Origin of the sequence: Paenibacillus fonticola DSM 21315 (assembly GCF_000381905.1) — a bacterium.
Lineage (GTDB): Bacteria > Bacillota > Bacilli > Paenibacillales > Paenibacillaceae > Fontibacillus > Fontibacillus fonticola.
On record NZ_KB907253.1, the window covers coordinates 145,775 to 169,455 of the forward strand.

A 23,681-nucleotide genomic window follows, 5' to 3' on the forward strand; every position below is an offset into this window, starting at 1 on the left:
CTCATGGTAAGGTAACAATATATGTTCTAGTAAGCGAAGGGAGAATGGCTATGAGCATCATGCGTAAGATCATTCTGGGATATGTGATTCTCATCCTTATCCCGGTCATCGCCTTCGGTTACCATTACTATCTGCAAATCTACGGTAATCTGACGAAACAATTCGTAGAAAGCCGGCAGAAAATTCTGGAGCAGGCCTATGCGAACATGAAAACGGATTTCGCCCGAATCCAGTCAGTGCACCGGATGCTGCAATACAATCCGTACATTACCGATTATCTGGATGGTGTATATCAGTCCGATGCAGAAAGCGTCTATGCGTTTATTCGCTACATCCGGCCGTTATATGCTCAATCCTTGTTTGTTCATCCGGAGATCGAGTCTCTCGTTATCTACAAGATGAAGGACGAGGCCTTCCCCATAACGGAGCATTTCATGGATTGGGAACTGCTTGACCCGCAAATGGAGGAAGTTGTCCGGTCTTTAAAGCCCGGCCGTGGCGTCTGGGTTCGTGCCGATTCTGAGGTGACGGACCCGGATTTGATTTATTACCAGTATATTTACAACACCCAAATCACAGAACAAATTGGACTTCTCGAAATACGAGTCAGCAGCAGCCTGATCAAGAAATTCTACGAGGCCGCAGGGGTAGAAGGAAATTGGAAGGCCTTCCTTCTGTCTGAGCAGGGCCAGCCTTTGATTGCCAACGAGGCGGGGGGAGAACCTGGTGAGAAGACGCTGCGGGGACTGCAATTGCAGGGGAATACATTTTTTATTGATCGAAAGGCTATTGTGAATCAGTTGGATCTCGAGGAGCTCGGCGTTCGCGTAATCGTGACCGGGCAGGTTGGAGATGTATTCCATTCCATCAAGCAGAGAGAGGTCGTCCTGGTGACGATCATCGTCCTGCTATTGGTGGGATTATCCATTGTATATTATGTATTGGCCTCCACCATCACGAAGCGTATCCTTAGGCTAGCCAGACATATGCGTACTTTAAACGATGACAATCTGAGACAGCACATCATCAAAAACGACAGGCTGAACGAAAAAGACGAAATCGGTTTCTTGACCACAACTTACAATTCAATGATCCAGCGAATGGATGAACTGATCAACAATGTTCATCGCGCCGAGCTGCGAAACAAAGAAGCCGCTTACAAAGTGCTGCAGGCCCAGATTAAGCCGCATTTTCTTTATAATACACTCGAAACGATCCGAATGGTGGCTGAATCCAACAACGACAAGGAAGTCGCCGATATTTCCTTCTGGTTCGGAAAGCTGATGCGCTACAGCCTTTCGTCAGAGCAGGATGAAACTGTTCTTGCAAGAGAGATCGAAATGATCACCTTCTATCTCAACATTCATAAGATGAGGCTTCAAAGCAGACTGACCTATGAAATTGACGTTGCCGCCGATGCGGAATGCATAGATTGCCCCCGCTTTATACTGCAGCCGCTCATTGAGAACAGTATTATACATGGCGTATCTGCCGTTATCCGTCCTGTTCATATTCGTCTTCAGGCCGTGGAGTCAGAACAGGAAATCCGAATCACCGTTTCTGACAATGGAAACGGCATCCCCCCGGAGAAGCTTCTTGCCATACAATCGCGGCTTTTGGGACACGCTGGGGCAAGGGAGGCAGAATCTGAAGGCGGTGTAGGGCTAATTAATGTTAACGAAAGGATTAAAGCCTACTTCGGCGGAGCATCCCGGTTGGAGATTACAAGCGAACAGGGCATGGGAACGTGCCTATGTATCATCATCATGAAAAGGATGGAAGTTGACGATGAGGGTATTGATTGTGGACGATGAACCGTTAATCCTGAATGGTTTGGTAAAGGTTGTAAGGGAAGTCGCCCCTGTAGGAACCGAACTTCGTGAAGCATCGAATGCTTTTGAGGCACTTGAAACCATGAAGGACTATATGCCGGATATTACAATCACGGACCTCAATATGCCCGAGAAGAACGGATTCGAGCTCATCGGGGAAGCTAGGCTGGGTGGATGGTGTGACCGGTTTATCATCCTGACTGGCTATGATGAGTTTGAGTATGTTCGCAGAGCGCTGCGTGCCGGCGTGGTTGACTATTTGCTAAAGCCGATCGATAAGGATGAAATCGCTTTACTGCTCGAAAGTATCAAAGAAGAGCTGCCGTCTGTATGTGAATCGGAATACAACCGGCATGCACGGCGTATTCTCACTTACATGCAAGCCAACTTCCGGAAGGATCTTTCCTTGGATCATCTTGCTGACTTGATGAATCTTCATCCGAATTACATCTGCAGTTTGTTTAAGAAGGAAACAGGCGACACCTTCGTAAACTACCTGAATGCCATGCGGATTCAGGAGGCACAGAAGCTGCTGATGACGCAGAGCGATCTTCCCGTCAGTGCGATTGGGCAGCAGGTCGGCTATGACAATAAGCATTATTTTACAAAAGTATTCAAGAAATATACGGGCACCACGCCAGGCGCTTACCGGAATAGCGGGCAGGCGGAGGAAGAACAAGCGTGAAACGAGGCAAGAATTCATCCGCAACATGGGGAAAACATCCCAGCCAGCTTTCAATGGGCAGAATATCGTTGGAATTGAGGTGTCCGGTTTGTTTACCAACTTTGGCTTAGATGAAGTAAGGCTGACCGATAAATACTTTGCGTTCCGCAGACAACTCGTCAAAAAGTATATTCATGAGTTTGATATTAACCGACTTATGCATACGTTTAAAATCAATGCGGGGATTCCATCCCGTGCGGAGCCTTTGGGCGGTTGGGAAGATGCAAGGTGTGGTCTCAGAGGACATTTTGCAGGGCATTTTCTGTCTGCCTGTTCTAAATTTGCATTTGCTGATCAGGATGATTTGTTGCAGGCAAAAGCAAATGAGATCGTTAATATAATGGAATTATGCGCAAAGCCAAACGGATATTTAAGTGCATTTGAAGAAGAAAAACTGGATGTTCTGGAATCCGAAGAAAACAGGAGTGTATGGGCGCCCTACTATACCCTGCATAAAATTATTCAGGGTCTGGTTGATTGTTATATTTATCTTCGCAACTCCAAATCGCTGGAACTTGCCGTAAAGCTAGCCTATTACATTCACAGGCGCTTTGAGGAGCTGTCCTTCTGGAAAATCGATGGTATTCTCCGTTGTACAAAGGTTAATCCGGCGAATGAGTTTGGAGGTATTGGTGACGCCCTCTACACCTTGTATGGCATAACAGGTGATGACATAATCCTTGAGCTGGCCCATATTTTTGACAGAGATTATTTAATTGATTATCTGGCGGACGGTAAGGACGTACTTGAGAATCTTCACGCCAACACGCATCTTCCTATGATTATTGCTGCGATGCACCGGTATGACATTAGCGGGGAGGAAAAATATAAGACAGCGGCCTTGAATTTTTACAATTTTTTGCTGGGCAGAACTTTTGCGAATGGCAACAATAGCTCAAAAGCTGCTGCTTACATCAAGGGAGGAGTTTCCGAAAAGTCAGAACACTGGGGAGGCTATGGAAAACTGGAAGATGCGTTGACAGGCGGCGAAAGCGAGAGCTGTTGCGCACATAACACAGAGAGAATCCTTGAGCGGCTGTTTCAATGGAACTGTTCCGTGGAATATCTGGATCATTTGGAAATTCTGAAGTATAACGCCATATTAAATAGCGCAAGCGATAAGTCGGGGCTCTCGCAGTATCATCAACCGATGGGAAGCCGTGCGGCCAAAAAGTTCAGTAGTCTATATGACTCCTTCTGGTGCTGTACTGCCTCCGGTATCGAGGCGATGAGCGAGCTGCAAAAAAACATCTGGTTTCATTGCGGGGACACTTTACTGCTTAATGCTTTTATATCGTCAACGGTAGTGTGGGAGGAGAAAAACGCCAAAATCACTCAGCATACAGAATTCCCCGATGCACTTGTGTCTACGCTCGTAGTTAATGTGGGCGAGGCGGAAGAGTTTAGAATAATGTTCAAGGAAAAAGCTGTCAAGGCTGTGAAAATCAACGCCGTTCCTGTCGATCTTAAGAAAGAAAACGGGTATATCGTTATTCACCGTGTTTTTTATGATCAGGATACGATCGAAATTGAAATCGATGCTTCCCTCCATTTGGTACCGCTCCAAGGCTCAGAACGTCTGGCGGCGGTCATGTATGGAAGTATACTGCTGGCGAAGCTTGGACAAGATTCGTTGTTGCAGGACATTTCAAATCATACTATCCATGAAAAATTCGTTAGACGCCCGCAGGATAGATTGGAATTTGTTGTGGATAGTCTTCAAGGTAATCAGGCCAGATTCATACCGCTATTTAGAGTAGAGGAGGAACAATATACCGTTTACTTGGATTTAAAAGGAGATTCGTTGCAGAATAGCTGCTTCTCCTTTGCCAAGGATGGCAGCTCGGCGTATGAAGAAGCATAAATGCGTTTGCGGCTGGTTAATTCCTGAATCTCCATTGATTCTGGCTTGGATATGGACCGGCAGCTTCGAAATATTATTGCAATCATAAGTTAGCAGATTGGAGGAGAAGCATGATTACTAGGGGACAAAAGCATCGTTTGTGGTATAGGAAACCGGCTGATGAATGGAACGAAGCTTTGCCGATTGGGAACGGGCGTCTTGGGGCGATGATATTTGGAGGCACGGCTGATGAGAAGCTGCAGCTTAACGAAGATTCCGTATGGTATGGCGGTCCGCGCGACCGAAACAACGAGGACGCGCTGCCCCATTTGCCCGAAATTCGCAAGCTGATTATGGAGGGCCGGCTGCGGGAGGCGGAGGAATTAGCGGCACTGACGATGACGGGGCTTCCCGAAGCGCAGCGCCACTATTTACCGCTTGGCGATCTGCTGCTATCGTTTGCCGATCACGGGCAGCCTGCGGAAGACTACATCCGGGAGCTTGATCTGGAGCACGGCGTATCCCGTGTCAGCTATCGCATCGGCGAGGTACGGTACACCCGCGAGATGTTCGCCAGCCATCCGGACCAGGCGATCGTTATCCGAATTTCCGCCGACAAGAAGAAAGCGATATCTTTCAAAGCCCGGTTTAACCGGCAGAACTGGAGGTACCTGGAGAAGTCGGAGAAATGGGAGCAAAACGGGCTGGTTATGCGCGGGAAATGCGGGGGGAAGGGGGGCAGCTCTTTTTGCGCCGTATTGAAGGCGATCCCGGAAGGCGGCGACAGCCGTACTCTTGGTGAGCATTTGTTGGTGAACGGAGCGGATGCTGTTACGCTGCTGCTCGTTGCGGGCACCACCTTCCGGTATCCCGATCCTGAGCTTTACGGCAAGCGGCAGGTGGAGGCGATAAGCAAGTCTCCTTATAACGAGCAGCGGGCTCGTCACATTGCCGACTACCAGGAGCTGTATGGGCGGGTCGCCCTGGAGCTGCCAGACAGCCCGGATAAAAACACACTCCCGACCAATGAACGGCTAGCGCTAATCCGGAAAGGAGAAGAGGATCATGGCCTCCTAGCAACCTATTTTCAATATGGCCGCTATTTGCTTATTTCCTCCAGCAGACCAGGCTCCTTGCCTGCAAATTTGCAGGGTATATGGAATGACAGCTTTTTGCCGCCGTGGGACAGCAAATTTACGATCAATATCAATGCGCAAATGAATTATTGGCTGGCGGAAAACTGCAATTTGACCGAGTGCCACGAGCCGTTATTCGATTTGATCGAGCGGATGCGGGAGCCAGGCCGGGTAACGGCCAGGGTGATGTACGGCTGCCGGGGCTTCACGGCGCACCACAACACGGATATTTGGGCGGATACGGCTCCGCAGGATATGTATCTCCCTGCTTCCTACTGGCCGATGGGTGCTGCCTGGTTATGCCTCCACTTGTGGGAGCATTACCGGTTCAATCAGGATCGTTATTTCTTGAATCGGGCGTATGAGACGATGAAGGAAGCGGCGCAGTTCCTTCTCGACTATTTGATCGAGGACGGGGAGGGCCGTTTGATTACTTGCCCGTCCGTCTCTCCCGAGAACAGCTATAAGCTTCCCAACGGGGAGACAGGCGTGCTGTGTGCTGGGGCTTCTATGGATTTTCAGATTATAGAGGCGTTATTTAGCGCCTGCATCCGCAGTGCAGAGATCATCGGACGGGACGAGGTATTCCGGGAGGAGCTTGCCACTGCCCTGAAGCGGCTCCCCAAGCCGCAGATCGGCAAATACGGCCAGATCCAGGAGTGGATGGAGGATTATGAGGAGATGGAGCCGGGACACCGCCATATATCTCATCTATTCGCGTTATTCCCGGGCGAAGCTTTTTGTGTAGAGCGCACGCCGGGGCTGGCCGAAGCCGCCCGGACGACGCTGGAGCGCAGGCTGGCGAATGGCGGCGGTCACACCGGCTGGAGCCGGGCGTGGATCATCAATTTCTGGGCCAGGCTGCAGGATGGATCTAAGGCTTACGACAATGTGAAGGAACTGCTTAGTCATTCCACGCTGCCCAACCTTTTTGACAACCATCCGCCGTTTCAAATCGACGGGAATTTCGGCGGAACGGCGGGCATTGCCGAGATGCTGCTGCAGAGCCACAACGGGACGGTCCGACTGCTCCCCGCTTTGCCTGAAGGGTGGAGCGAAGGGAGGGTCAAAGGGCTGCGGGCCCGGGGCGGGTTCACCGTCGATTTTTCCTGGGCGGAGGGCCTTCTAACGGAGGTTGTCGTAAGCTGTGCAGTTGCCGGGTCCTGCCGGTTGGAGGGCCCTGGTATCGGCACTATTTCGTTTGACGGTGAGGCCGGCGGCTCCTATACGTTTGGGCAATCATAGTTACATGCCGTATCCTTTAAAAGAAAGATAAACAGCTCCACATCAGGCGGACGGTGAAATAAGCCAAAAAATACTTGCCCCGCGCCGAATTACAAGGCGCGGGGCAAGTTCTTAAAGAGGGTTACTTTACCTTTACGGTCATTTCGAGATCTTGAATATAATTTTTTACCAATTTTCCGTTTGCATCTCGTTTAAAGCTGCCTGATGCTGCTCCTGGTGTTTCCATTTCAGGAGTGAAAGCTTTGACCGTGATCGACTCGGTGTTTTTACTCAGGGCATCGATCACGAAATTGTGGTACCAATGCCCATTTTTGTTGTTGTCGTTTGTTCCAAAGCCGGAAATTTGTTCAATAATGTTGCCTTCATCATCTACGAACTCATAAATGATGCCCGAATGCTTGTCTTTTTCTAAGCCTTTCTCAATCAATTGAATACGGGAAGAATCCGAGGTCAGATTAAGCTTGCTTAAGGTGACGCTTAGATTTCCGTGTTTTTTGGTCAAATTTGGCTTCAAGGCCGTCGCTTTCTCTGCGCTTTGCTGCATCGGCATTTCTAATGTGTACGGTTTGTCTACACCTTCCAGCGTAATCTTGACGGTAAGCTTGAATTTATTTGAAAAAGCGAGCTCGTTGAGATGATCCCCCAGCCAGGCTGGATCAACAATCTTAATTTCCGCTGTATCCGGATTGGAGCCTGGCGCCCAACCGAGGCTAGGCCTTTTATGCAGCTTTCCATCGCCCATGTCATAAATGTTTTTGCCATTCATGAAAATTTGAATGTCCTTAATGGCTCCTTTTGCCCACACATAATCCTCGGCCTGTTCATCAAAATGCCCTTCGGTTATTCCTGAAGTCAATCCCCCGCCGCTTCGATTTACGGTAATACCGATATAGTTGCCGTCATACAATGCCTTACTTACGCTCAGGGTAATGCCGTTGTGGGTTACACTAGGATTTTGCGCCGACGTTTGTGCCGCTACGTTCTTAGGAGCAGGCAGGGTTGGATCTGATACATTCGCTGTCGCTGTTCCCAAAGCCGCTCCACCCAAAACCAAACTTGCTAGAGCTGCTGTTGTCATCACTTTATATACCTTTTTCATTTTTAACTCCTCCATAGATAGTTTTATTATTTGGACAGGTTGTACAGTTTCTCTATTTCGTTCTGGTTTACTTGTACGCTCATTTCAAGTTCTTTCAGATAGTGTTTGACAGGTTCTCCATTCTGATCAAGCTTGAACTGGCCCGTTTTGGCTGAAGGGTCGGCCATTTGTGGGACAAATGCTTTCAGTGTGACTGTACTTGGAGCTTCCTTGAAGCGGTCAAATAACAGTTCACTCCGGCTTTCTCCAGCTTCCCCGAAAGTACCCATGCCGCCGACAATATTCACGGGATTTCCTTGCCCATCCCATAGCTCGAATATTAAGTTCTGATAAACTTCTCTCGATCCATCCTCTGGCTCCAGATTTAAAGTCACCTTCGTTGTCAGGGGGGTAAATTGAATTTCGTCCAGTGTGACGGCAACATTATTCCAGCTTCTCGTTTCTTTAGGGGAGAAACTCGTTGCCTTCGTCTGCTTACGAACAGGCAGCTCGAATACAAATGGCTCCTTGGTACCCTCCAGCCAAAATTGAGCTGTCAGTGTAAAATGATCTGGCAAAAAATATGCCGATTCTCCCGGGCCGGAATGGGCAGTCATCTGGAAGATCGCTGAATGAGGATCTTCTGTCGGCAGCCCGCTCAAACCGATGCGCTGATTACCCTTATATTCGTGGGTAGGTTTCCCGTTAATGAACATTTTGAAATCTTTGATTTCGCCTCTTTGGTGGATCACCTTCGCATTCTCGCCTTCTCCGACGACCTCGGAATCCAGAATAGCGCTAGGAAAATGATCTCCTTCTCGCTGAACCGCCAGAGAGAGGCGAAGTCCGTCAAAAATCACCTGGGGCACATGCAGAGTAACTCCTTCATGGGTTACACTAGCTTTCGTATCCTCGACCAGACCTTGCTCCTCCGCTGTTTGTAGTCCCAAATCGTCAACCAGTTTGAAGATATTGCTGATGAGCGGCAGGTTTTTCAATGAATTTGCCAACGCTGGCGACATCATTACACCGCTGAGTCCCCCGATAAAGACAAGGATGACGGCAGCGGCTGTCGCGACGATAAATTTGCGCATGATCCGGCTGCGAATGTTATGCCCGGTTTTGTTCTCTATCGGATGATGGGGCAGGGAAGCGTAAACTTGATCCTGACGTTGACGAATGATCTCCGGTACTTCGTTTAGTTCTTCTCTGCCGATTTCCCGAAGTTTTTTATCGAGATCATATATTTTCATAAGTCAGCTTCCCCTCCTGTTTCCGCTTTATTTCATCGGCTAATATCCCGCGAGCCCGGTGCAGACGCGTTCGGACGGCTCCTTCGGAAATGTCCAGCACACTCGAAATTTGCTTAATTGACAAGTCTTGAAAATAAAACAAATGAACGACGATGCGCAATGCCTCGTCCAGATTGTCCACGGCCTCATGCAGATCCAGCTTGCTGCTGTCCTCGTAGTAATGGAACGGTGGCTCCGCTTCCGGGGGTTCGGCCATAACTACCGTTTTACTGCGAATACGCAGCAGTTGATTGCATTCATTGATTAGAATCCGGATAACCCAGGTTTTAAAATATTTTGGCTGTCGTAATGTGGATAAGCCTTTGTACGCTTTAAGCGTGGTTTCCTGAAATGCGTCCGCACAGTCTTCGTCACGTCTGACAATCGACTTGGCCAAGCTGTACAACTGAGGCTCGAGCATCCGGAAAAGCCGGATGAACGCTTCCCGGTCACCTTGCTGCGCTCGCTTGACGTCCAGTACTATATCTTGCTGCAACAATTTCAACTCCTTTTGAGGGCCCTCTATACAATTAGATCGGGGAGTGGGCGGAAAGGTTACAGGCTGTGACCGATTTTTTTCGATTGCTGACTGGACTGGCTGCATACCGAAATTACCGCATGGGGCAGGAGCTTCTATAAACTTTGTGACACTCTTGTTGTTCTGATGGAAAAGCCATACAATTCAGTTTAGGGTCATTTGCTGAGTTGCAAAAATAGGAACGGAGGAGTCAGTGTGGAACGTTTTAGTTATTGTGTTGTACTGCCCGGTGAACAATACAGCGGCTTGAATGACAGGGTCAGTCAGACTTCACAGCAGATTATGGCCTTGATTTCAGGGGAGAATTTGCTGAATATAACGATTGCACCAGATGATAAGGGGCTGGCATTGGCGATGGTGAACTAATTGATGCTAAAACAGAAAGCTACTCGTTTTGTCAGTATCAAGACGAAAATCAATGTGCTGTTCCTGCTGGTTATCCTTGTTCCGATTCTGACTATGTTTATTAACTCATATATTTCTTCCCAACAGCTGCTGGAGCGAAGGTATACCGATTTAATGCAGGACATTTCAAGGCAAGCGAATATTCGGATTGAAGAATTCCTCAAGGATGTTAAGGAAATTTCGTTAGTATCCAGTTACGGAATCAATAGTTATGTGTCCGCAGTATCGCAGGAAAATTATCCCGTGCAAAATTATTTGCGCGACAGTTCAAAGGCGAATGAAAATCAGGTGGCTCAGCTATTAATGAATTATATCATTATGAAGGACCGTGCCTTCTCCATATATATTTATAATCTAAACGGGGGAGAGGACATTTATATCCGCTCCTATAAGCCTATTGATTATACGTATTACCCTGTAAATGAGGAATGGTTCCAGGAGTTTCTGCATTCGGAAGCTATTACAATGGATTTGTCAACCCGTTTGGACAAGCAGACGCAGCAAGAGGGCAACTGGGCGATCTTCAATATTCGTAAAATATTTGATATGGAAGATGGCAAGCTGATGGGGGTTATGGTCATCAGCCTTGATATTGACTTCATTGACCGCCTAAACAGCCGATTGCAGAAGGAAATTCGGAGCTCCTTTACGATCGTGGATGATCAGGACCGGATTATCTTCAATAGCAATCATGACTTGATCGGACAGCCGTTCAGCGCCTCCTTTCCACTGGATAGCAGCATGTCAACAAATACAGAGCGGCAAATTGTGACTTTAGATGGCAGGGACTATATTTTGATACAAACGCCCTTTGAGCAGCATGAGTGGAAAAGCTATTTGTATATGCCAGTGGATGAGCTGGCAGTAGAAGGAAATATTCTGAAGCGGAATCTGATCTACATTGTGGTTATTCTGGTGATTTTCGCGCTCATCAGCTCGTTTTACTTGTCTAATCTGATTACTAGACCCATTAAGCGTCTGATGAAAAATATGACCTTGGTAGAGCAAGGCAAGTTTGACAATTTGCCGGATGTTGGCTCTAACGATGAAATCGGCTTGCTGTCCGTCCGCTTCGAGCAGATGTCGTCTGAGCTGAAGCAGTTGGTGGAGCGAATCTATCAGGAGCAGGAGGAGAAGACGGAGGCGGAAATTCGTGCTCTTCAAGCGCAGATTAATCCTCATTTTCTGTATAACACATTAAATTCGGTGAAATGGATTGCCTCTATGCAGCGCTCTGACAAAATTGTCGAAATGACCGAAGCGTTGATTTCGATTTTGCGCTATGCCAGCAAAAATGATGATGGGAAGGTTTCGATCCGTGAGGAATTGGAGTATGTCGGTCATTATATTACGATACAGAAGGTGCGTTATTACAATAAAATAGTCGTTGTCTATGAATTGGATGAGTCGCTGCTGGATTATCCGATACCAAAGCTTAGCATTCAGCCCCTTGTGGAGAATGCGATTTTTCATGGTATTGCCGAGCTTGAAGACGAGGGGACGATTACGATATCGGTCCAAACGACCGGCGAATCGGATATTGCCATTGTTGTGACCGATAATGGCAAAGGGATGGAGCAGGAGGCGGCTGAGGAACTCAAGCAGCAATTGCTTGGATTGAAGGGAGAAGAAAGTATTGGCCTAAGCAATGTCCATAACCGGATACGACGGGTGTTTGGGGTTGGAAGTGGTGTATCCTTCCAAAGCATAGGGGGCAGGGGCTCATCATTTGTCATTACGATTCCCAAAAGAAAGGAGGCGGATTTGAATGATGAAGGTGATGATCGTGGACGATGAGCTATTGATGCGAATTGGTCTAAAGTCCATGCTGAATTGGGAAGAGCACGGATTTCAAATTATCGGAGAGGCCGCCAATGGAAAGGAAGCGCTCCTAATGATTCGCCAGCAGCCGCCTGATCTGATTATTACAGATATTAAGATGCCTGTCATGGATGGGCTTGAATTGATTCGACAAGCCTCGCAAATGCTGAACCATTGCCAGTATGTCATACTAAGTTGCCTGGATGAATTTCACTATGCCAAGGAAGCCTTGCGCCTGGGAGCCGCCGATTATCTAATTAAAGGCGATATTAAAATGCAGATGTTGCTTGAAGTGCTGGAAACGGTTAAGCAAAGGTCATCCAGGGCTTCTTCGGCCTGGCAAGAAGCTTCGGAGCTGTCCGAGCTGAAGGAAAGCGTGAGCTACTTGAAGGAGAAGCTGTTTAAAGAGCTGTTCAGCGGTTTTTTGAACGAGGAGGAATTGTTGCATCGCTGTGAAACATTCCGTGTCAATCTCGTCCAGGCTCCGTTGATTCTACTCAAGATGAAAGTGGAGCGTTTTGAAGATTTGCGCAGGAAGTATGTGGAGCAGGATGAGAAATTGCTGCGCTATTCGATAGTGAATATTCTTGAGGAACTGCTGCCTCGCAAGTGGTATAAGGAGATTGTGACCTTGAACTCGGCCGAATATGTCATTGTAATGAATATTCATGGTGAGGATGCTGACAAATTTGCGCTTGATCTGGGCCGAATGCTGGATCGAATTATGATAGCAATGAAGGATTTCCTGAATATTGGGCTTTATATCGGTGTTAGTGGACAGGTGAATGAATTCTTCGATTTGAAGAAGGCTTATATGGAGGCAGATGCTGCCCTCAAACAACTGTTCTATGAGGAAGCCAGCCGTGTGCATTACTATGCCTCAGGCATAGCTGCTGCGAGCAAGAGCAGCTTCCGGCTCAGCCGAGGCGAGGAGCAGCAACTGCGGGACCTTGTTGAGAAGGGCGGAGAGGAGAGCAAGCAGTACTTGAGCTTGTTGAAGCAGCGCTTGAAGCAAGAAGGAGTCTCCGAGGAGGGGATCAGAAAAGCCTATCTGCACTTGTTATCGCTGATAACAACTTGTTTTCCAGGGACACCGGAATGGTGGAGCGAGGGGAGAACCCCTTATGAGCAACTGCTGCTTGAGGAAAAGCTGGAGGGCATGCATCTGTTGATTGTGCAATTTATGGAGCAATGCATCGAGCACAATCGTATGCCAGGACGGGGCGCACATAGCTATGCAGATCAGGTTTGTACGATTATACGGAACCAATATGCGGAGGATATTTCCTTGCAAACGGTATCTCGGCAGATCAATGTTAATGCATCCTACCTTAGTCGTGTGTTCAAACAGGAAACCGGAGTGAATTTCGTTGCCTACTTGACCAGAGTGCGGATTGAGAAGGCGCAGCAATTGCTGCGCGAGGGCGGCTATAAGGTGTACGAGGTTGCCGATCAGGTCGGCTATCGTAATACGGCCTATTTCAGTAAAATCTTCAAAAAAATTGTAGGCGTAAGTCCAGAAGAATTTGGAGCTAAATTATAAATAAGTAAAAAAAAGAATTATAAAAGTAAAAGAAGTGCATGGCTTAGGGCGTGTGCTTCTTTTTTTTGTTCAATAACTCAAAAAAGAATCTATAGAAGTAAAAAACGTTAATTTTGAAAGCACAATGATTACTCTACTATACAAGGTGAGGATAAAGACTACTACTTGCATAAAGGGGAATGGAGACATGAGAAGAAAAGCGTTGCCGCTGTTGTTGATGCTGACATTGCTGCTGGCATTGACGGCTTGTGGCGGAAGTGGAAAATCCGAGGGACAGAGTAATAGCGGGGATACGGACCAACAAGGCTCGAAAGGAAAAGAAGTAACACTGACCTACGCCATGTGGGACTCTACTCAAGCGAAGAGCTTGAGAACGCTGCTTGATGAATTTGAGGATAAGAATCCGGGGATTAAGGTTAATGTCGAAGTAACCGGATGGTCAGATTACTGGACCATGCTTGAAGCAGGAGCGACTGGGGGCTCTTTGCCGGATGTGTTCTGGATGCACTCCAATGAAATTTACCGTTATGCCTCTAACGGAATGCTTCTGGATTTGACAGATAAAATCAGCTCCAGCAACCAGGTGGATGTTAGCAAATATCCTGATGGCTTGGTGAAGATTTATAACTATGAAGGCAAGCAATATGCTGTGCCTAAGGATTTCGATACGATCGGACTGTGGTATAACAAGACGATGTTTGATGCAGCAGGTTTAAGCTATCCGGATGAAACCTGGACATGGGACGATCTCTACAATGCGGCGAAGACGTTGACGAAGGACGGAACATACGGCATTCTTGCCCCGCTGCATAACCAGGAAGGGTATTATAACTTTGTTTATCAAAATGGCGGCACGATCATTACCGATGATAAGAAATCTGGCTATGATGATCCTAAGACGATTGAGGCGTTGGAGTTCTACATTAAATTGATTCATGAGGGCTTGTCTCCTGAAGTATACGGCGACGGCGGACGCGCGGAAATGGTGCAAAACGGGGTTGCGGCTATGGGCTTCTTCGGTTCATGGAACTTGTCCGGATTTACAGATAATGAAGCTATGGCGGAGAATTTCGATGTTGCCGTGCTTCCTAAGCAGGAAAGACAGGCCTCAATCTACAATGGTTTGGGAAATGCGGTAGCATTCAATACGAAGCACCCAGAGGAAGCCTGGAAGCTGGTTGAATATTTGGGCTCCAAGGAAGGTCAGGACAGACAGGCTGAATTAGGCATCGCGATTTCTGCTTATGAAGGCTCTGCTGATCTGTGGCTGTCCTCCAATAAGACGTACAATATTAAAGCCTTTGTGGATATGGTTCAATATGGCGTGATTCGTCCTTATTCAAATTCCACAGCGGTATGGGAAGATAAAGCGTATGAGGCATTAAAGCCTGCATTCATGGGGGAGACCACTGTGGAAGAAGCAGCTAAAAATGCAGCCAAAATTATGAATGAAAGTCTGGCGGAAGAGAAGTAACATTTCAATTCCTTAATTTAAAAGGCAGCAGTTGCATCCCTTGGGCATGTGGCTGCTGCCTATCTAAACAGGAGTGTGAAATAAATATGGAGAGAGTCCTGCAAAGCAAGGCATCCAGAAGAATCAGGAATGAATGGTACTGGGCCTGGTTTTTTATTGCTCCTACCATTATTGGGCTTGTGGTACTGAATATCATACCGATATTTCAGACGGTGTACATGAGCTTCTTTAAGAGTGGAGATTTTGGCAAAAGCAATGTATTCATAGGTTTCGACAATTATATCAAAATGTTTAGCGATGCACAGGTGTGGCACGCGGTGGCCAACACGCTATTGTATACTTTGCTGGTTGTCCCCGTTAGCATCGCCTTGGCTATGCTTCTGGCTGTGCTGTTAAACGGAAAGATCCGAGGAAAGTCATTATACCGTACCATTTATTTCATCCCGATGGTGGCTGCGCCAGCCGCAGTAACCATGGTATGGAAATGGCTGTACAATACACAATTTGGATTGATAAATTATGGCTTGGGACAACTGGGCCTGCCTGCGGTGAACTGGGTCAACAATCCGAATGTGGCAATGATCTCTATTGCTATTATCGGCATCTGGAGCGTCATAGGCTATAACATGGTTCTGCTTCTGGCTGGCCTTCAAGAGATTCCGAGAGATTATTATGAAGCCTCCGAAATTGATGGTGCGGGTAAATGGAGACAGTTCTTTGTTATTACGCTGCCGCTTGTGACACCGACGCTGTTCTTTGTGCTTGTTACCTCTATGATTCAGTCAATGCAAGTATTTGATGTGATCTACATGATGATTGACGTTACGAATCCAGCTTATGAGAATACGGTTTCTCTCGTATATCTGTTCTACAACAACTCATTTAAATATTCCAACAAGGGTTATGGCTCAGCGATTGTCATGCTCCTGCTTGTCATTATTATGATTATTACCGTGTTCCAAATGAAGGCTCAGAAGAAATGGGTCAACTATATGTAAGGAGGAGCTGAAATTAATGACACACAATAAAATTGCAACCGGCGTTAAGCATCTATTTCTAATCGTTGGCGCAGCTATCATGATTATGCCTTTTGTCTGGATGCTGCTAACCTCAGTTAAGACGGTTGGCGAATCTACTTCGCTTAATCCATTTATCTTCTTTCCGACCGTGTGGAAATGGGAGAATTACGTTGAAGTTATTCAGCAGAATAATTTTCTTCGCTTATATATAAATACATTTGCAATGATGGCTATACGAGTAGCTTGCTCGCTTTTGTTCAGTGCGATGGCAGCTTATGCATTTGCCCGTTTAAATTTTCCGGGGAAGAACTTCTTCTTTGGCTTGGTGCTCTTCCAAATGATGGTTCCAACTCAAATCTTCATTATTCCACAATATTTAATGGTGGATGCTCTGGGAATGAGAAATACGTTATTCGCTCTTGTGTTTCCTGGCTTGGTCAGTGCCTTCGGTACATTTCTGCTGCGGCAGTTTTTCATGGGTTTGCCCAAGGAACTGGAGGAGGCGGCGAGATTGGATGGCTGCAACATCGGACAGACCTTCCTGAAGGTCATGCTGCCCTTAACGCGCTCTGGTCTGATGGCTCTCGGAATCTTTACCGCATTGTTTGCTTTTAAGGACATGATGTGGCCGATGATTGTCAATACAAGCTCCAATGCAGCCACGTTGTCCTCGGCACTAGCCAAAATTCAAAGCGCCTATTCCATTGACTATCCTGAGCTGATGGCTGCTTCCGTACTGGCTGTGTGGCCGATGCTTGCGATATATATTATGTTCCAGAAGCAGTTTGTTGAGGGGATTGCAACCTCTGGCGGCAAATTGTAACAGGTATTAGACGGAAGAAGGGAGAAGGAAAGTGGCTATTATTTATCATGAAAAATCCGGCGAGTTCCATTTGACGAATGGTCACATTAGCTATGTTATGAACATATTAGCTAACAAGCAGATTGGAAATTTATATTTTGGCCGAGCGATAACGGATCAGGATGACTTCGGCCATTTGCTAGAGGGGGGCCTAAAGGCACTCGCTGCTTATGTATTTGAGGACGATTACCAATTGTCCTTGCAGTATACAAAGCAGGAATATCCTGCGTATGGCGCAACGGATTTTCGCTACCCGGCGGTGGAAATTAAGCAGGAGAATGGAAGCCGGATTACCCATTTCCAGTATCAGGGACATCAGGTGTTCCAGGGGAAGAAGAAGCTCCCGGGGCTTCCGGCCACTTATGTGGAAAATGATACTGAGGCCGAAACGCTGGAAATCACCTTGTACGATGAAGTAATTGATGCAGAATTAATACTCAGCTATACAATATTCAGTCATTTGCCCGTTATCACTCGGCATGTGCTGTTCCGCAATCGTGGCACATCTACCTGGAATATAACTCGCGCCTTAAGTGCTTGCATGGATTTGCCTGATCCGGAGTTCGAGATGCTTCATCTGGCAGGGGCATGGAGCCGGGAGCGCCATGTGAAGATCCGCAAGCTGGAGCAGGGGGTACAGGGCATCTACAGCCTGCGCGGAGCAAGCAGCGCTGAGCATAATCCATTTCTAGCCTTGAAGCGGCCAGGGACTGACGAGTTTTCTGGAGAGGTGTACGGCTTCAGTCTCGTCTATAGCGGAAACTTCCTGGCGCAGGTTGAGGTGGATACACATGATGCAACCAGAGTTCTACTAGGGATTCATCCTGATCAATTTGAATGGCCGTTGGCTCCGGGCGAGGTCTTTCAGACTCCAGAGGCTGTTCTGGTTCATTCCAATCAAGGTCTGAACGGAATGAGCCAGACCTTCCATCAGCTATTCCGAACACGTCTTGCCCGTGGACAATGGCGTGACCGGGAACGTCCGATTCTCATTAACAACTGGGAGGCTACCTCGTTTGATTTTGATGAGGCTAAGATTTTACAATTGGCAGGCAGAGCCAGAGAGCTTGGCGTGGAGTTGTTCGTGCTGGACGACGGCTGGTTTGGTGCTCGAAATCACGATCGGGCTGGTCTCGGCGATTGGGTTGACAATACTCAGAAATTGCCGGGTGGTATTCGAGGGCTAGCGGCAAAAATAGAAGCGATGGGAATGAAATTCGGTCTCTGGTTTGAGCCAGAGATGGTGAATAAGGACAGCGATCTGTATCGGATGCACCCGGACTGGATTTTGCATACTCCCGAACGCGCGGCCTCGCCATCGCGAAATCAATTTGTACTGGATTTCTCGCGCAAGGAAGTAGTGGATTATATTTATACATCCATGTCGAAGGTTCTTCGTGAGGCTGCCATTTCTTATGTGAAGTGGGATATGAACCGTTATATTACGGAATGTTATTCGCTGGGCTTATCCGCAGGAGAGCAAGGGAAGGTATTCCATCAATATATATTGGGCGTGTACGATCTGTACGAGAGACTGACCTCAGAATTTCCACACATCTTGTTTGAATCGTGCTCAAGCGGTGGAGCGAGATTTGATCCGGGTATTCTGTATTATGCCCCGCAGACGTGGACAAGTGATGATACGGATGCCATGGAAAGATTGAAAATCCAGTACGGCACGTCTATGCTCTATCCATTAAGCAGTATGGGGGCTCATGTATCTGAAGTGCCTAATCAGCAGGTTGGAAGAGTTACTCCGTTGGAAACCAGAGCCAATGTTGCCTATTTTGGCGCGTTTGGCTATGAGCTGGATTTGAATCTGTTGACAGCGGAGGAGGCAGAGGTGGTTGCTGAGCAAATCAAACTGGCTAAACGGCATCGCAGACTGATTCATCAGGGCCTTTTTTATAGGTTAAAAAGTCCTTTCCAAGGACAGGCAACAGCCTGGATGGTTGTAGATAAGGCTATGAATGAAGCGCTAGTAGGATACTATCAGGTTCTGAACGGTGTGAACGAGGGGTGGAAGAGACTGAAGCTGATGGGATTGCAGCCAGACACGCTGTATCAGGTCAACGGCAATCCGGGCAGGCTGCATTACGGGGATGAGCTGATGTATGCCGGACTTGTCATCAAGAAAAATGAGCTGTGCGCGAACGGTGCAGACTTTAGCTCCACCTTGTTCCATTTGCAGCGTGTCGAAGCGTAAATCTCATAGTATTTCGCTAAAAATAGATTATACTCAATCTATATCAGGGATATATAAATGGAGAAGGTGATAGAGAGCATGGGTCATCGACGCCTGTGGACATTGCGAGGACTAGGAATGGTAGGTGTGTTGGCACTATGGGGAATACTGTCAGCCTGCGCTTCTTCTGGCAGCAGCCTTCCCCAGGAGCCGGCAGGATACAGTGAGGCAGCAGCTAATGAGCAGGTGACGCTTCGTTATTCCAGTTATTTGCTGGACCCTGCTCAGGCAAGCAAGGTGTATTATGATGCGATTAAGGAGTTTGAAGATCAGAACCCTCATATTCATATAGAGGCTGATTATATTCAGAACGCAGGCTACACAGCAGGTATCAAAATCCGCTTGTTGGGCGGAGAGAAGCTGGATGTGTTCGATACGTGGTCCCCTAGTTTGTTCGAGGAATTTAGACAGTTGAATCCGAACCTGTACATGGAGCTGACGGATAAGGATTTTCTGCAGCAGTTTTTGCCGGGTACGCTAGAGCCTGTGACGATTGATGGCAAGGTTTATGCGGTTCCAGAGGTGATGCAGAGTGACGGTCTTCTCTACAATAAGACTTTGTTTGAGCAATTGAACTTACAGGTTCCGCAAACCTGGGTTGAGTTTATTACTGTCTGTGAGAAACTGAAGCAAGAAGGAATTATACCTGTAGCAATGGATGCGGAATGGCACACGGCGCAATTTTTTTGGGGCTCTATGATGTCTAATAATGGTGCGGATGCACAATGGACTCGCAAGCTGGAGAATGGGGAGATCCAGATTACGGATCCTATTTTTGTGGATGCCATTCGGAAGCATAAAGAGCTGATCGACAGGGGATTTGTGCCGGAAGACTGGCTAAATATGAAGCAGGAGCAGTCCAAGGATCTGATTGTGCAAGGCAAAGCCGGTATGATGGTAACTGGAACCTGGTCCTATCGAAGTATTATGGAGCGAAATTCCAATTATGAAATCGATTTTATGGTTGTGCCTGGTGATGAAAAGGCGGTTTTAAATATCAACATCGGTACGTACCGGGTTATTCATGCCAACACGGAGCATCCTGAAGAGGCGCGGAAATTTGTGGAGTTTATGAACAATCGTGAGACTCAGGAGAAGCTGGCTAAGGGAGTATTAGCTGTTCCATCAGTTACAGGCGCTAAAGTAGACCATCCCATTGTGAAGAGAATAGCAGAGGCTGTAGAGCGGGGGGAGGCTGCTACATATTGGCCGCACACCGTATCCACTGAATCATTGCAAGTGAAAATTTTGGAGGGCGTAAATAAATATCTAACAGGAACTCATACGTTTGAAGATGCCTTGAAAGAAATACAACAGGTGATAGATGAGGCTCGATGACCACAGGATGGTGAGCTCTTTTCGAATCATTGCAGCTAATTAAGCAGCTGGCGTACCTGCTAATGGCAAATTTTCATGGTATTTTGGCAACAAAATAAATCGATCTTTGGATTAATCCAAAAAGAAAGCCTGACCGGGATCTGTGCCCTGGTCAGGGCTTTTTGAATCTATGGCTGGGTTTTCTGCGAAGTGACATCCGGATCGGCCAAAAAAGAAGTGATTGGCATCGAGGCCGCGCCAAGGGCAGTGCTGCGAATGCCCAGCTCGGCGAAGGCGACCTGCGTCTTCTTCATATGATAGGAGAGACTGCGGCTCTCCAGCGTGTGCAGCATAGGCTCCTGAAGCAGATCTCCGGCCATGGACAGGCGGTTGCCGATCACGATCAGTTCAGGATTGAGAATGTTGACGAGGTTGGCTAAGCCGACACCCAGGTGCTTCCCTGTCTCTTCCAGCAGGGAGAGCGCATCCAGGTCGCCTGCTCGGGCTAGTTTCAGCAGACGATCCAGCCCCTCTTCTTCGGAAGCGGCCGAGCTATCCTTCCAGCGCTGGGCTGCACGGTCAAGCAGCGCCTTCTCCGAAGCGAGCGTCTCCCAGCAGCCGCGGTTTCCGCAGCGGCAGAGCGGGCCATTCTCGGTCACCGTCATGTGACCTACTTCGCCGGAGAAGTTGGACGTGCCCCGGTACAGTTCGCCGCCGACGATCATGCCGGAGCCGATTCCGACGCCGATGCTGATATAAATCAGATTGGCGGCATCGCGTCCGGCTCCGTACAGCTTCTCGCCAATCGCTCCCGCGTTGGCTTCATTGTCTATATGAATATTCTCGCCAAATTCGGATATGAGCAAATTTTGCACAGCGACATTGTTCCAGCCCAGGTTCGGGGCAGAGACGATCCGGCTTTTCTCATCGACAAGACCCGGAACGCCGATTCCAATGCCAACGATGCCGTAAGGCGATTCAGGCGCCCTCTTGCTGAGCCAGTGCATCATTTTGCGGATTTGGTCCATCGTATGATCGGGCGACGAATCCTTCAGGGGAACCGTTCGTTCCCGGATAACGTTCCCTTCCAGATCTACGAGCACCGCAAACAGATCATTGACGCGGATATCGATCCCGATGGCATATCCGGCGCCGCGATTGAACAACAGCAGCGTAGGCTTCCGCCCGCCGCTCGATTCGCCAGGTCCGCTCTCGGTCACCAGCTGGCTCTCAATCAGCTCGGAAACGAGCGAAGATACAGTAGCTTTATTCAGGCCGAGCGTAGCAGCGATATCGGCACGGGACAAGGGCTGCTGCTGGCGGACCGTGTCCAGGACGAGCGTTTTGTTCATTTTCTTGATCAGTTGCTGATCGCCCGTAATTTTCATGATGATACCCTCGATTCTACATAAAAGATAACTACATCATACACATAACGGTGATGCTAAATCAATAACTTAGTTAGTTTACTAGACAAACTAAGTCGGCCGTGTTAGGATAAAGATATCAAGCAGCATGCCTCGTCTAAATTTGGGTCATGCTACTAATAATCATCACGATGTAAAGGCTTACTTTCCACAAGTAATTCCAAATCAGACTGGGAGGAATTCAAGTATGAGTTATTTCAAGAACATTAACAAAATCCAGTACGAAGGTTCAGGCTCCAACAATCCGCTGGCATTCAAACATTATAACGAGAACGAAGTCGTTCTTGGCAAAACGATGAAGGACCATCTGCGTTTTGCGGTTGCTTACTGGCACACCCTGACGATGGACGGAAGCGATCCGTTCGGTCAAGCAACTATGATCCGTCCATGGGAAACTCGCACAGGTCTAGATCTTGCGAAGGACCGCGTGGAAGTAAACTTCGAATTTCTGGAGAAGCTAGGTGCTCCTTACTTCGCGTTCCATGACCGCGACATCGCTCCTGAAGGCGCAAACCTGAAAGAGACAAACGAAAACCTCGACGTTATCGTTGCTAAGATCAAAGTAGGCATGAAAGCTACAGGCACGAAATTGCTTTGGAACACAGCGAACATGTTCTCTAACCCGCGTTTTGTTCACGGCGCAGCAACGACTTCTAATGCTGACGTATTCGCTTATGCAGCTGCACAAGTGAAAAAAGGTTTGGAAACAGGTCTTGAGCTTGGTTCTGAAAACTATGTATTCTGGGGCGGCCGTGAAGGTTACGAGTCTCTATTGAATACGGATATGGGTCTTGAGCTTGACAACCTGGCAAGATTTTTCCAAATGGCTCTGGATTATGCAAAAGAAATCGGCTACACAGGTCAATTCCTGATCGAGCCTAAGCCGAAAGAGCCTTCCAAGCACCAATACGACTTCGATGCGGCTACAACAATCGCATTCCTGCAAAAATACGGCTTGCATGAACACTTCAAGCTGAACCTTGAAGCGAACCACGCGACGCTGGCTGGACATACGTTCGAGCATGAGCTGCGCGTTGCACGCCTCAACAACATGCTGGGTTCCATCGATGCCAACCAAGGCGACTTGCTGCTTGGCTGGGATACGGATGAATTCCCGACAGATCTGTATGCAGTTACGCTTGCTATGTACGAAATTCTTGAGAACGGCGGACTTGGCGCCGGCGGCGTGAACTTCGACGCGAAAGTAAGAAGAAGCTCCTTCGAGCCAGAAGACTTGTTCTACTCTCACATCGCAGGTATGGATACATTTGCAAAAGGACTTAAAGTAGCTGCTAAACTGATCGAGGAGAAATTCTTCGACAACTTGCTGGATGAGCGTTATGCTAGCTTCAAGAGCGGAATCGGAGCCGACATCGTATCCGGTAAAGCCAACTTCAAGACGCTGGAAGCTTACGCGCTGCAAAACAGCGAGATCCGCAACAAATCCAGCCATCTGGAATTGGTTAAAGCTCGCTTGAACGAATATATTTTCGCTACGAAATAAGATCACTAAGATCGCAACGAAATAAGAGCAATACGAAATAAGATGTATAATAAAGGGGACGCTGGACGTCCCCTTTTGAATATGAGAAGTAGTTCAAAAAGTCAATCTTTGATCACGAAGTAGCACAGGTGGTTCATTCGACATCGAATCTTGAATTCAGCCGAGCTGAGCCTATGCTTTCGAAGCATGTTTCCTTCGAAACATTTTAGGTGCTCACGTAGGTTTTGCCAAGCCTATGCTTTCGGAGTCGTTTTCTTCGAAAACGTGCGGCTCCGCTCCTCAGTCTCTAGCTTCATTCGACCTAAGGCGTTTTGAAAAAACGCACATCGGAAGCATACGCTTCGGTGCTGAAACATTTACTTTTTGAACACTTATT

17 protein-coding genes are annotated in these 23,681 nt (G+C 47.7%); 13 read left to right on the forward strand and 4 right to left on the reverse strand.

Translation table 11 applies throughout. The annotated features are described in order from the left end of the window. Positions 1 to 50 precede the first annotated feature (50 nt). The 4 genes from G358_RS0111125 (at position 51) to G358_RS0111140 (ending at position 6,780) form a co-directional block, all read left to right on the forward strand. Positions 51 to 1,814 carry a sensor histidine kinase gene (locus G358_RS0111125; RefSeq protein WP_019637297.1) on the forward strand — a complete coding sequence of 588 codons (1,764 nt, stop codon included), beginning with the start codon at positions 51 to 53 and terminating at the stop codon, positions 1,812 to 1,814. Beyond that, positions 1,789 to 2,517 (forward strand): response regulator transcription factor, encoded by a 729-nt coding sequence (locus G358_RS0111130; RefSeq protein ID WP_019637298.1) that lies wholly within the window; start codon positions 1,789 to 1,791, stop codon positions 2,515 to 2,517. Before G358_RS0111125 ends, G358_RS0111130 begins: the two co-directional genes overlap by 26 nt. Beyond that, the gene (locus G358_RS0111135) at positions 2,417 to 4,420 is read left to right on the forward strand and encodes a beta-L-arabinofuranosidase domain-containing protein (protein ID WP_240480005.1); all 2,004 of its coding nucleotides are present in this window, start codon (positions 2,417 to 2,419) and stop codon (positions 4,418 to 4,420) included. The genes G358_RS0111130 and G358_RS0111135 overlap by 101 nt, the downstream gene beginning before the upstream one ends. A 110-nt stretch (positions 4,421 to 4,530) precedes the next feature. Beyond that, on the forward strand, positions 4,531 to 6,780 hold the full coding sequence (locus G358_RS0111140) for a glycoside hydrolase family 95 protein (RefSeq protein WP_019637300.1): 2,250 nt from the start codon (positions 4,531 to 4,533) through the stop codon (positions 6,778 to 6,780). Positions 6,781 to 6,901: 121 nt separating this feature from the next. Here G358_RS0111140 and G358_RS0111145 read toward each other — a convergent pair whose 3' ends face one another. The 3 genes from G358_RS0111145 to G358_RS0111155 are packed head-to-tail and all read right to left on the reverse strand — an operon-like array spanning position 6,902 to position 9,646. After that, positions 6,902 to 7,879 carry a DUF4179 domain-containing protein gene (locus G358_RS0111145; protein ID WP_019637301.1) on the reverse strand — a complete coding sequence of 326 codons (978 nt, stop codon included), beginning with the start codon at positions 7,877 to 7,879 and terminating at the stop codon, positions 6,902 to 6,904. A 26-nt stretch (positions 7,880 to 7,905) separates the two neighbouring features. After that, positions 7,906 to 9,111, reverse strand: coding sequence for a DUF4179 domain-containing protein (locus G358_RS0111150; RefSeq protein ID WP_019637302.1), 1,206 nt, complete (start codon positions 9,109 to 9,111; stop codon positions 7,906 to 7,908). After that, positions 9,098 to 9,646 carry a sigma-70 family RNA polymerase sigma factor gene (locus G358_RS0111155; RefSeq protein ID WP_019637303.1) on the reverse strand — a complete coding sequence of 183 codons (549 nt, stop codon included), beginning with the start codon at positions 9,644 to 9,646 and terminating at the stop codon, positions 9,098 to 9,100. Before G358_RS0111155 ends, G358_RS0111150 begins: the two co-directional genes overlap by 14 nt. Positions 9,647 to 9,883: 237 nt before the next feature. On the opposite strand from G358_RS0111155, the gene G358_RS33040 reads away from it, so the two are divergent. The 8 genes from G358_RS33040 (at position 9,884) to G358_RS0111195 (ending at position 20,395) form a co-directional block, all read left to right on the forward strand. Next, positions 9,884 to 10,054 carry a hypothetical protein gene (locus G358_RS33040; protein ID WP_019637304.1) on the forward strand — a complete coding sequence of 57 codons (171 nt, stop codon included), beginning with the start codon at positions 9,884 to 9,886 and terminating at the stop codon, positions 10,052 to 10,054. Positions 10,055 to 10,057: 3 nt separating this feature from the next. After that, positions 10,058 to 11,890 (forward strand): cache domain-containing sensor histidine kinase, encoded by a 1,833-nt coding sequence (locus tag G358_RS0111165; RefSeq protein ID WP_019637305.1) that lies wholly within the window; start codon positions 10,058 to 10,060, stop codon positions 11,888 to 11,890. Next, on the forward strand, positions 11,862 to 13,457 hold the full coding sequence (locus G358_RS0111170; protein ID WP_019637306.1) for a response regulator transcription factor: 1,596 nt from the start codon (positions 11,862 to 11,864) through the stop codon (positions 13,455 to 13,457). Before G358_RS0111165 ends, G358_RS0111170 begins: the two co-directional genes overlap by 29 nt. Before the next feature lie 187 nt (positions 13,458 to 13,644). Continuing rightward, entirely contained in the window at positions 13,645 to 14,931 is a 1,287-nt protein-coding gene (locus G358_RS0111175) for an ABC transporter substrate-binding protein (protein ID WP_019637307.1), read from the forward strand. A gap of 86 nt (positions 14,932 to 15,017) precedes the next feature. Next, on the forward strand, positions 15,018 to 15,929 hold the full coding sequence (locus G358_RS0111180; RefSeq protein ID WP_019637308.1) for a carbohydrate ABC transporter permease: 912 nt from the start codon (positions 15,018 to 15,020) through the stop codon (positions 15,927 to 15,929). Between the two features lie 16 nt (positions 15,930 to 15,945). Continuing rightward, the gene (locus G358_RS0111185; RefSeq protein ID WP_019637309.1) at positions 15,946 to 16,773 is read left to right on the forward strand and encodes a carbohydrate ABC transporter permease; all 828 of its coding nucleotides are present in this window, start codon (positions 15,946 to 15,948) and stop codon (positions 16,771 to 16,773) included. 31 nt (positions 16,774 to 16,804) lie between these two features. Beyond that, complete coding sequence (locus G358_RS0111190; protein ID WP_019637310.1) at positions 16,805 to 19,018, forward strand: alpha-galactosidase; 2,214 nt, start codon at positions 16,805 to 16,807, stop codon at positions 19,016 to 19,018. A gap of 78 nt (positions 19,019 to 19,096) precedes the next feature. Continuing rightward, positions 19,097 to 20,395, forward strand: a complete 1,299-nt coding sequence (locus G358_RS0111195; protein ID WP_240480006.1) for an ABC transporter substrate-binding protein — start codon at positions 19,097 to 19,099, stop codon at positions 20,393 to 20,395. Positions 20,396 to 20,562: 167 nt separating this feature from the next. On the opposite strand, the gene G358_RS0111200 is transcribed toward G358_RS0111195, so the two are convergent. Continuing rightward, entirely contained in the window at positions 20,563 to 21,762 is a 1,200-nt protein-coding gene (locus tag G358_RS0111200) for an ROK family transcriptional regulator (protein WP_019637312.1), read from the reverse strand. A 226-nt stretch (positions 21,763 to 21,988) separates the two neighbouring features. Between G358_RS0111200 and xylA the strand changes: the two genes are divergently transcribed. Further along, complete coding sequence (gene xylA / locus G358_RS0111205; RefSeq protein ID WP_019637313.1) at positions 21,989 to 23,305, forward strand: xylose isomerase; 1,317 nt, start codon at positions 21,989 to 21,991, stop codon at positions 23,303 to 23,305. Positions 23,306 to 23,681 lie beyond the last annotated feature (376 nt).

What these genes read in the sequence shown, in the direction of transcription:
- G358_RS0111145 (WP_019637301.1), bottom strand. Translation starts at nt 7,879, where the DNA reads ATGAAAAAGGTATATAAAGTGATGACAACAGCAGCTCTAGCAAGTTTG.
- G358_RS0111125 (WP_019637297.1), top strand. Translation starts at nt 51, where the DNA reads ATGAGCATCATGCGTAAGATCATTCTGGGATATGTGATTCTCATCCTT.
- G358_RS0111135 (WP_240480005.1), top strand. Translation starts at nt 2,417, where the DNA reads ATGACAATAAGCATTATTTTACAAAAGTATTCAAGAAATATACGGGCA.
- G358_RS0111175 (WP_019637307.1), top strand. Translation starts at nt 13,645, where the DNA reads ATGAGAAGAAAAGCGTTGCCGCTGTTGTTGATGCTGACATTGCTGCTG.
- G358_RS0111180 (WP_019637308.1), top strand. Translation starts at nt 15,018, where the DNA reads ATGGAGAGAGTCCTGCAAAGCAAGGCATCCAGAAGAATCAGGAATGAA.
- G358_RS0111130 (WP_019637298.1), top strand. Translation starts at nt 1,789, where the DNA reads ATGAGGGTATTGATTGTGGACGATGAACCGTTAATCCTGAATGGTTTG.
- G358_RS0111140 (WP_019637300.1), top strand. Translation starts at nt 4,531, where the DNA reads ATGATTACTAGGGGACAAAAGCATCGTTTGTGGTATAGGAAACCGGCT.
- G358_RS0111185 (WP_019637309.1), top strand. Translation starts at nt 15,946, where the DNA reads ATGACACACAATAAAATTGCAACCGGCGTTAAGCATCTATTTCTAATC.
- xylA (WP_019637313.1), top strand. Translation starts at nt 21,989, where the DNA reads ATGAGTTATTTCAAGAACATTAACAAAATCCAGTACGAAGGTTCAGGC.
- G358_RS0111195 (WP_240480006.1), top strand. Translation starts at nt 19,097, where the DNA reads ATGGGTCATCGACGCCTGTGGACATTGCGAGGACTAGGAATGGTAGGT.
- G358_RS0111150 (WP_019637302.1), bottom strand. Translation starts at nt 9,111, where the DNA reads ATGAAAATATATGATCTCGATAAAAAACTTCGGGAAATCGGCAGAGAA.
- G358_RS0111165 (WP_019637305.1), top strand. Translation starts at nt 10,058, where the DNA reads ATGCTAAAACAGAAAGCTACTCGTTTTGTCAGTATCAAGACGAAAATC.
- G358_RS0111200 (WP_019637312.1), bottom strand. Translation starts at nt 21,762, where the DNA reads ATGAAAATTACGGGCGATCAGCAACTGATCAAGAAAATGAACAAAACG.
- G358_RS0111170 (WP_019637306.1), top strand. Translation starts at nt 11,862, where the DNA reads ATGATGAAGGTGATGATCGTGGACGATGAGCTATTGATGCGAATTGGT.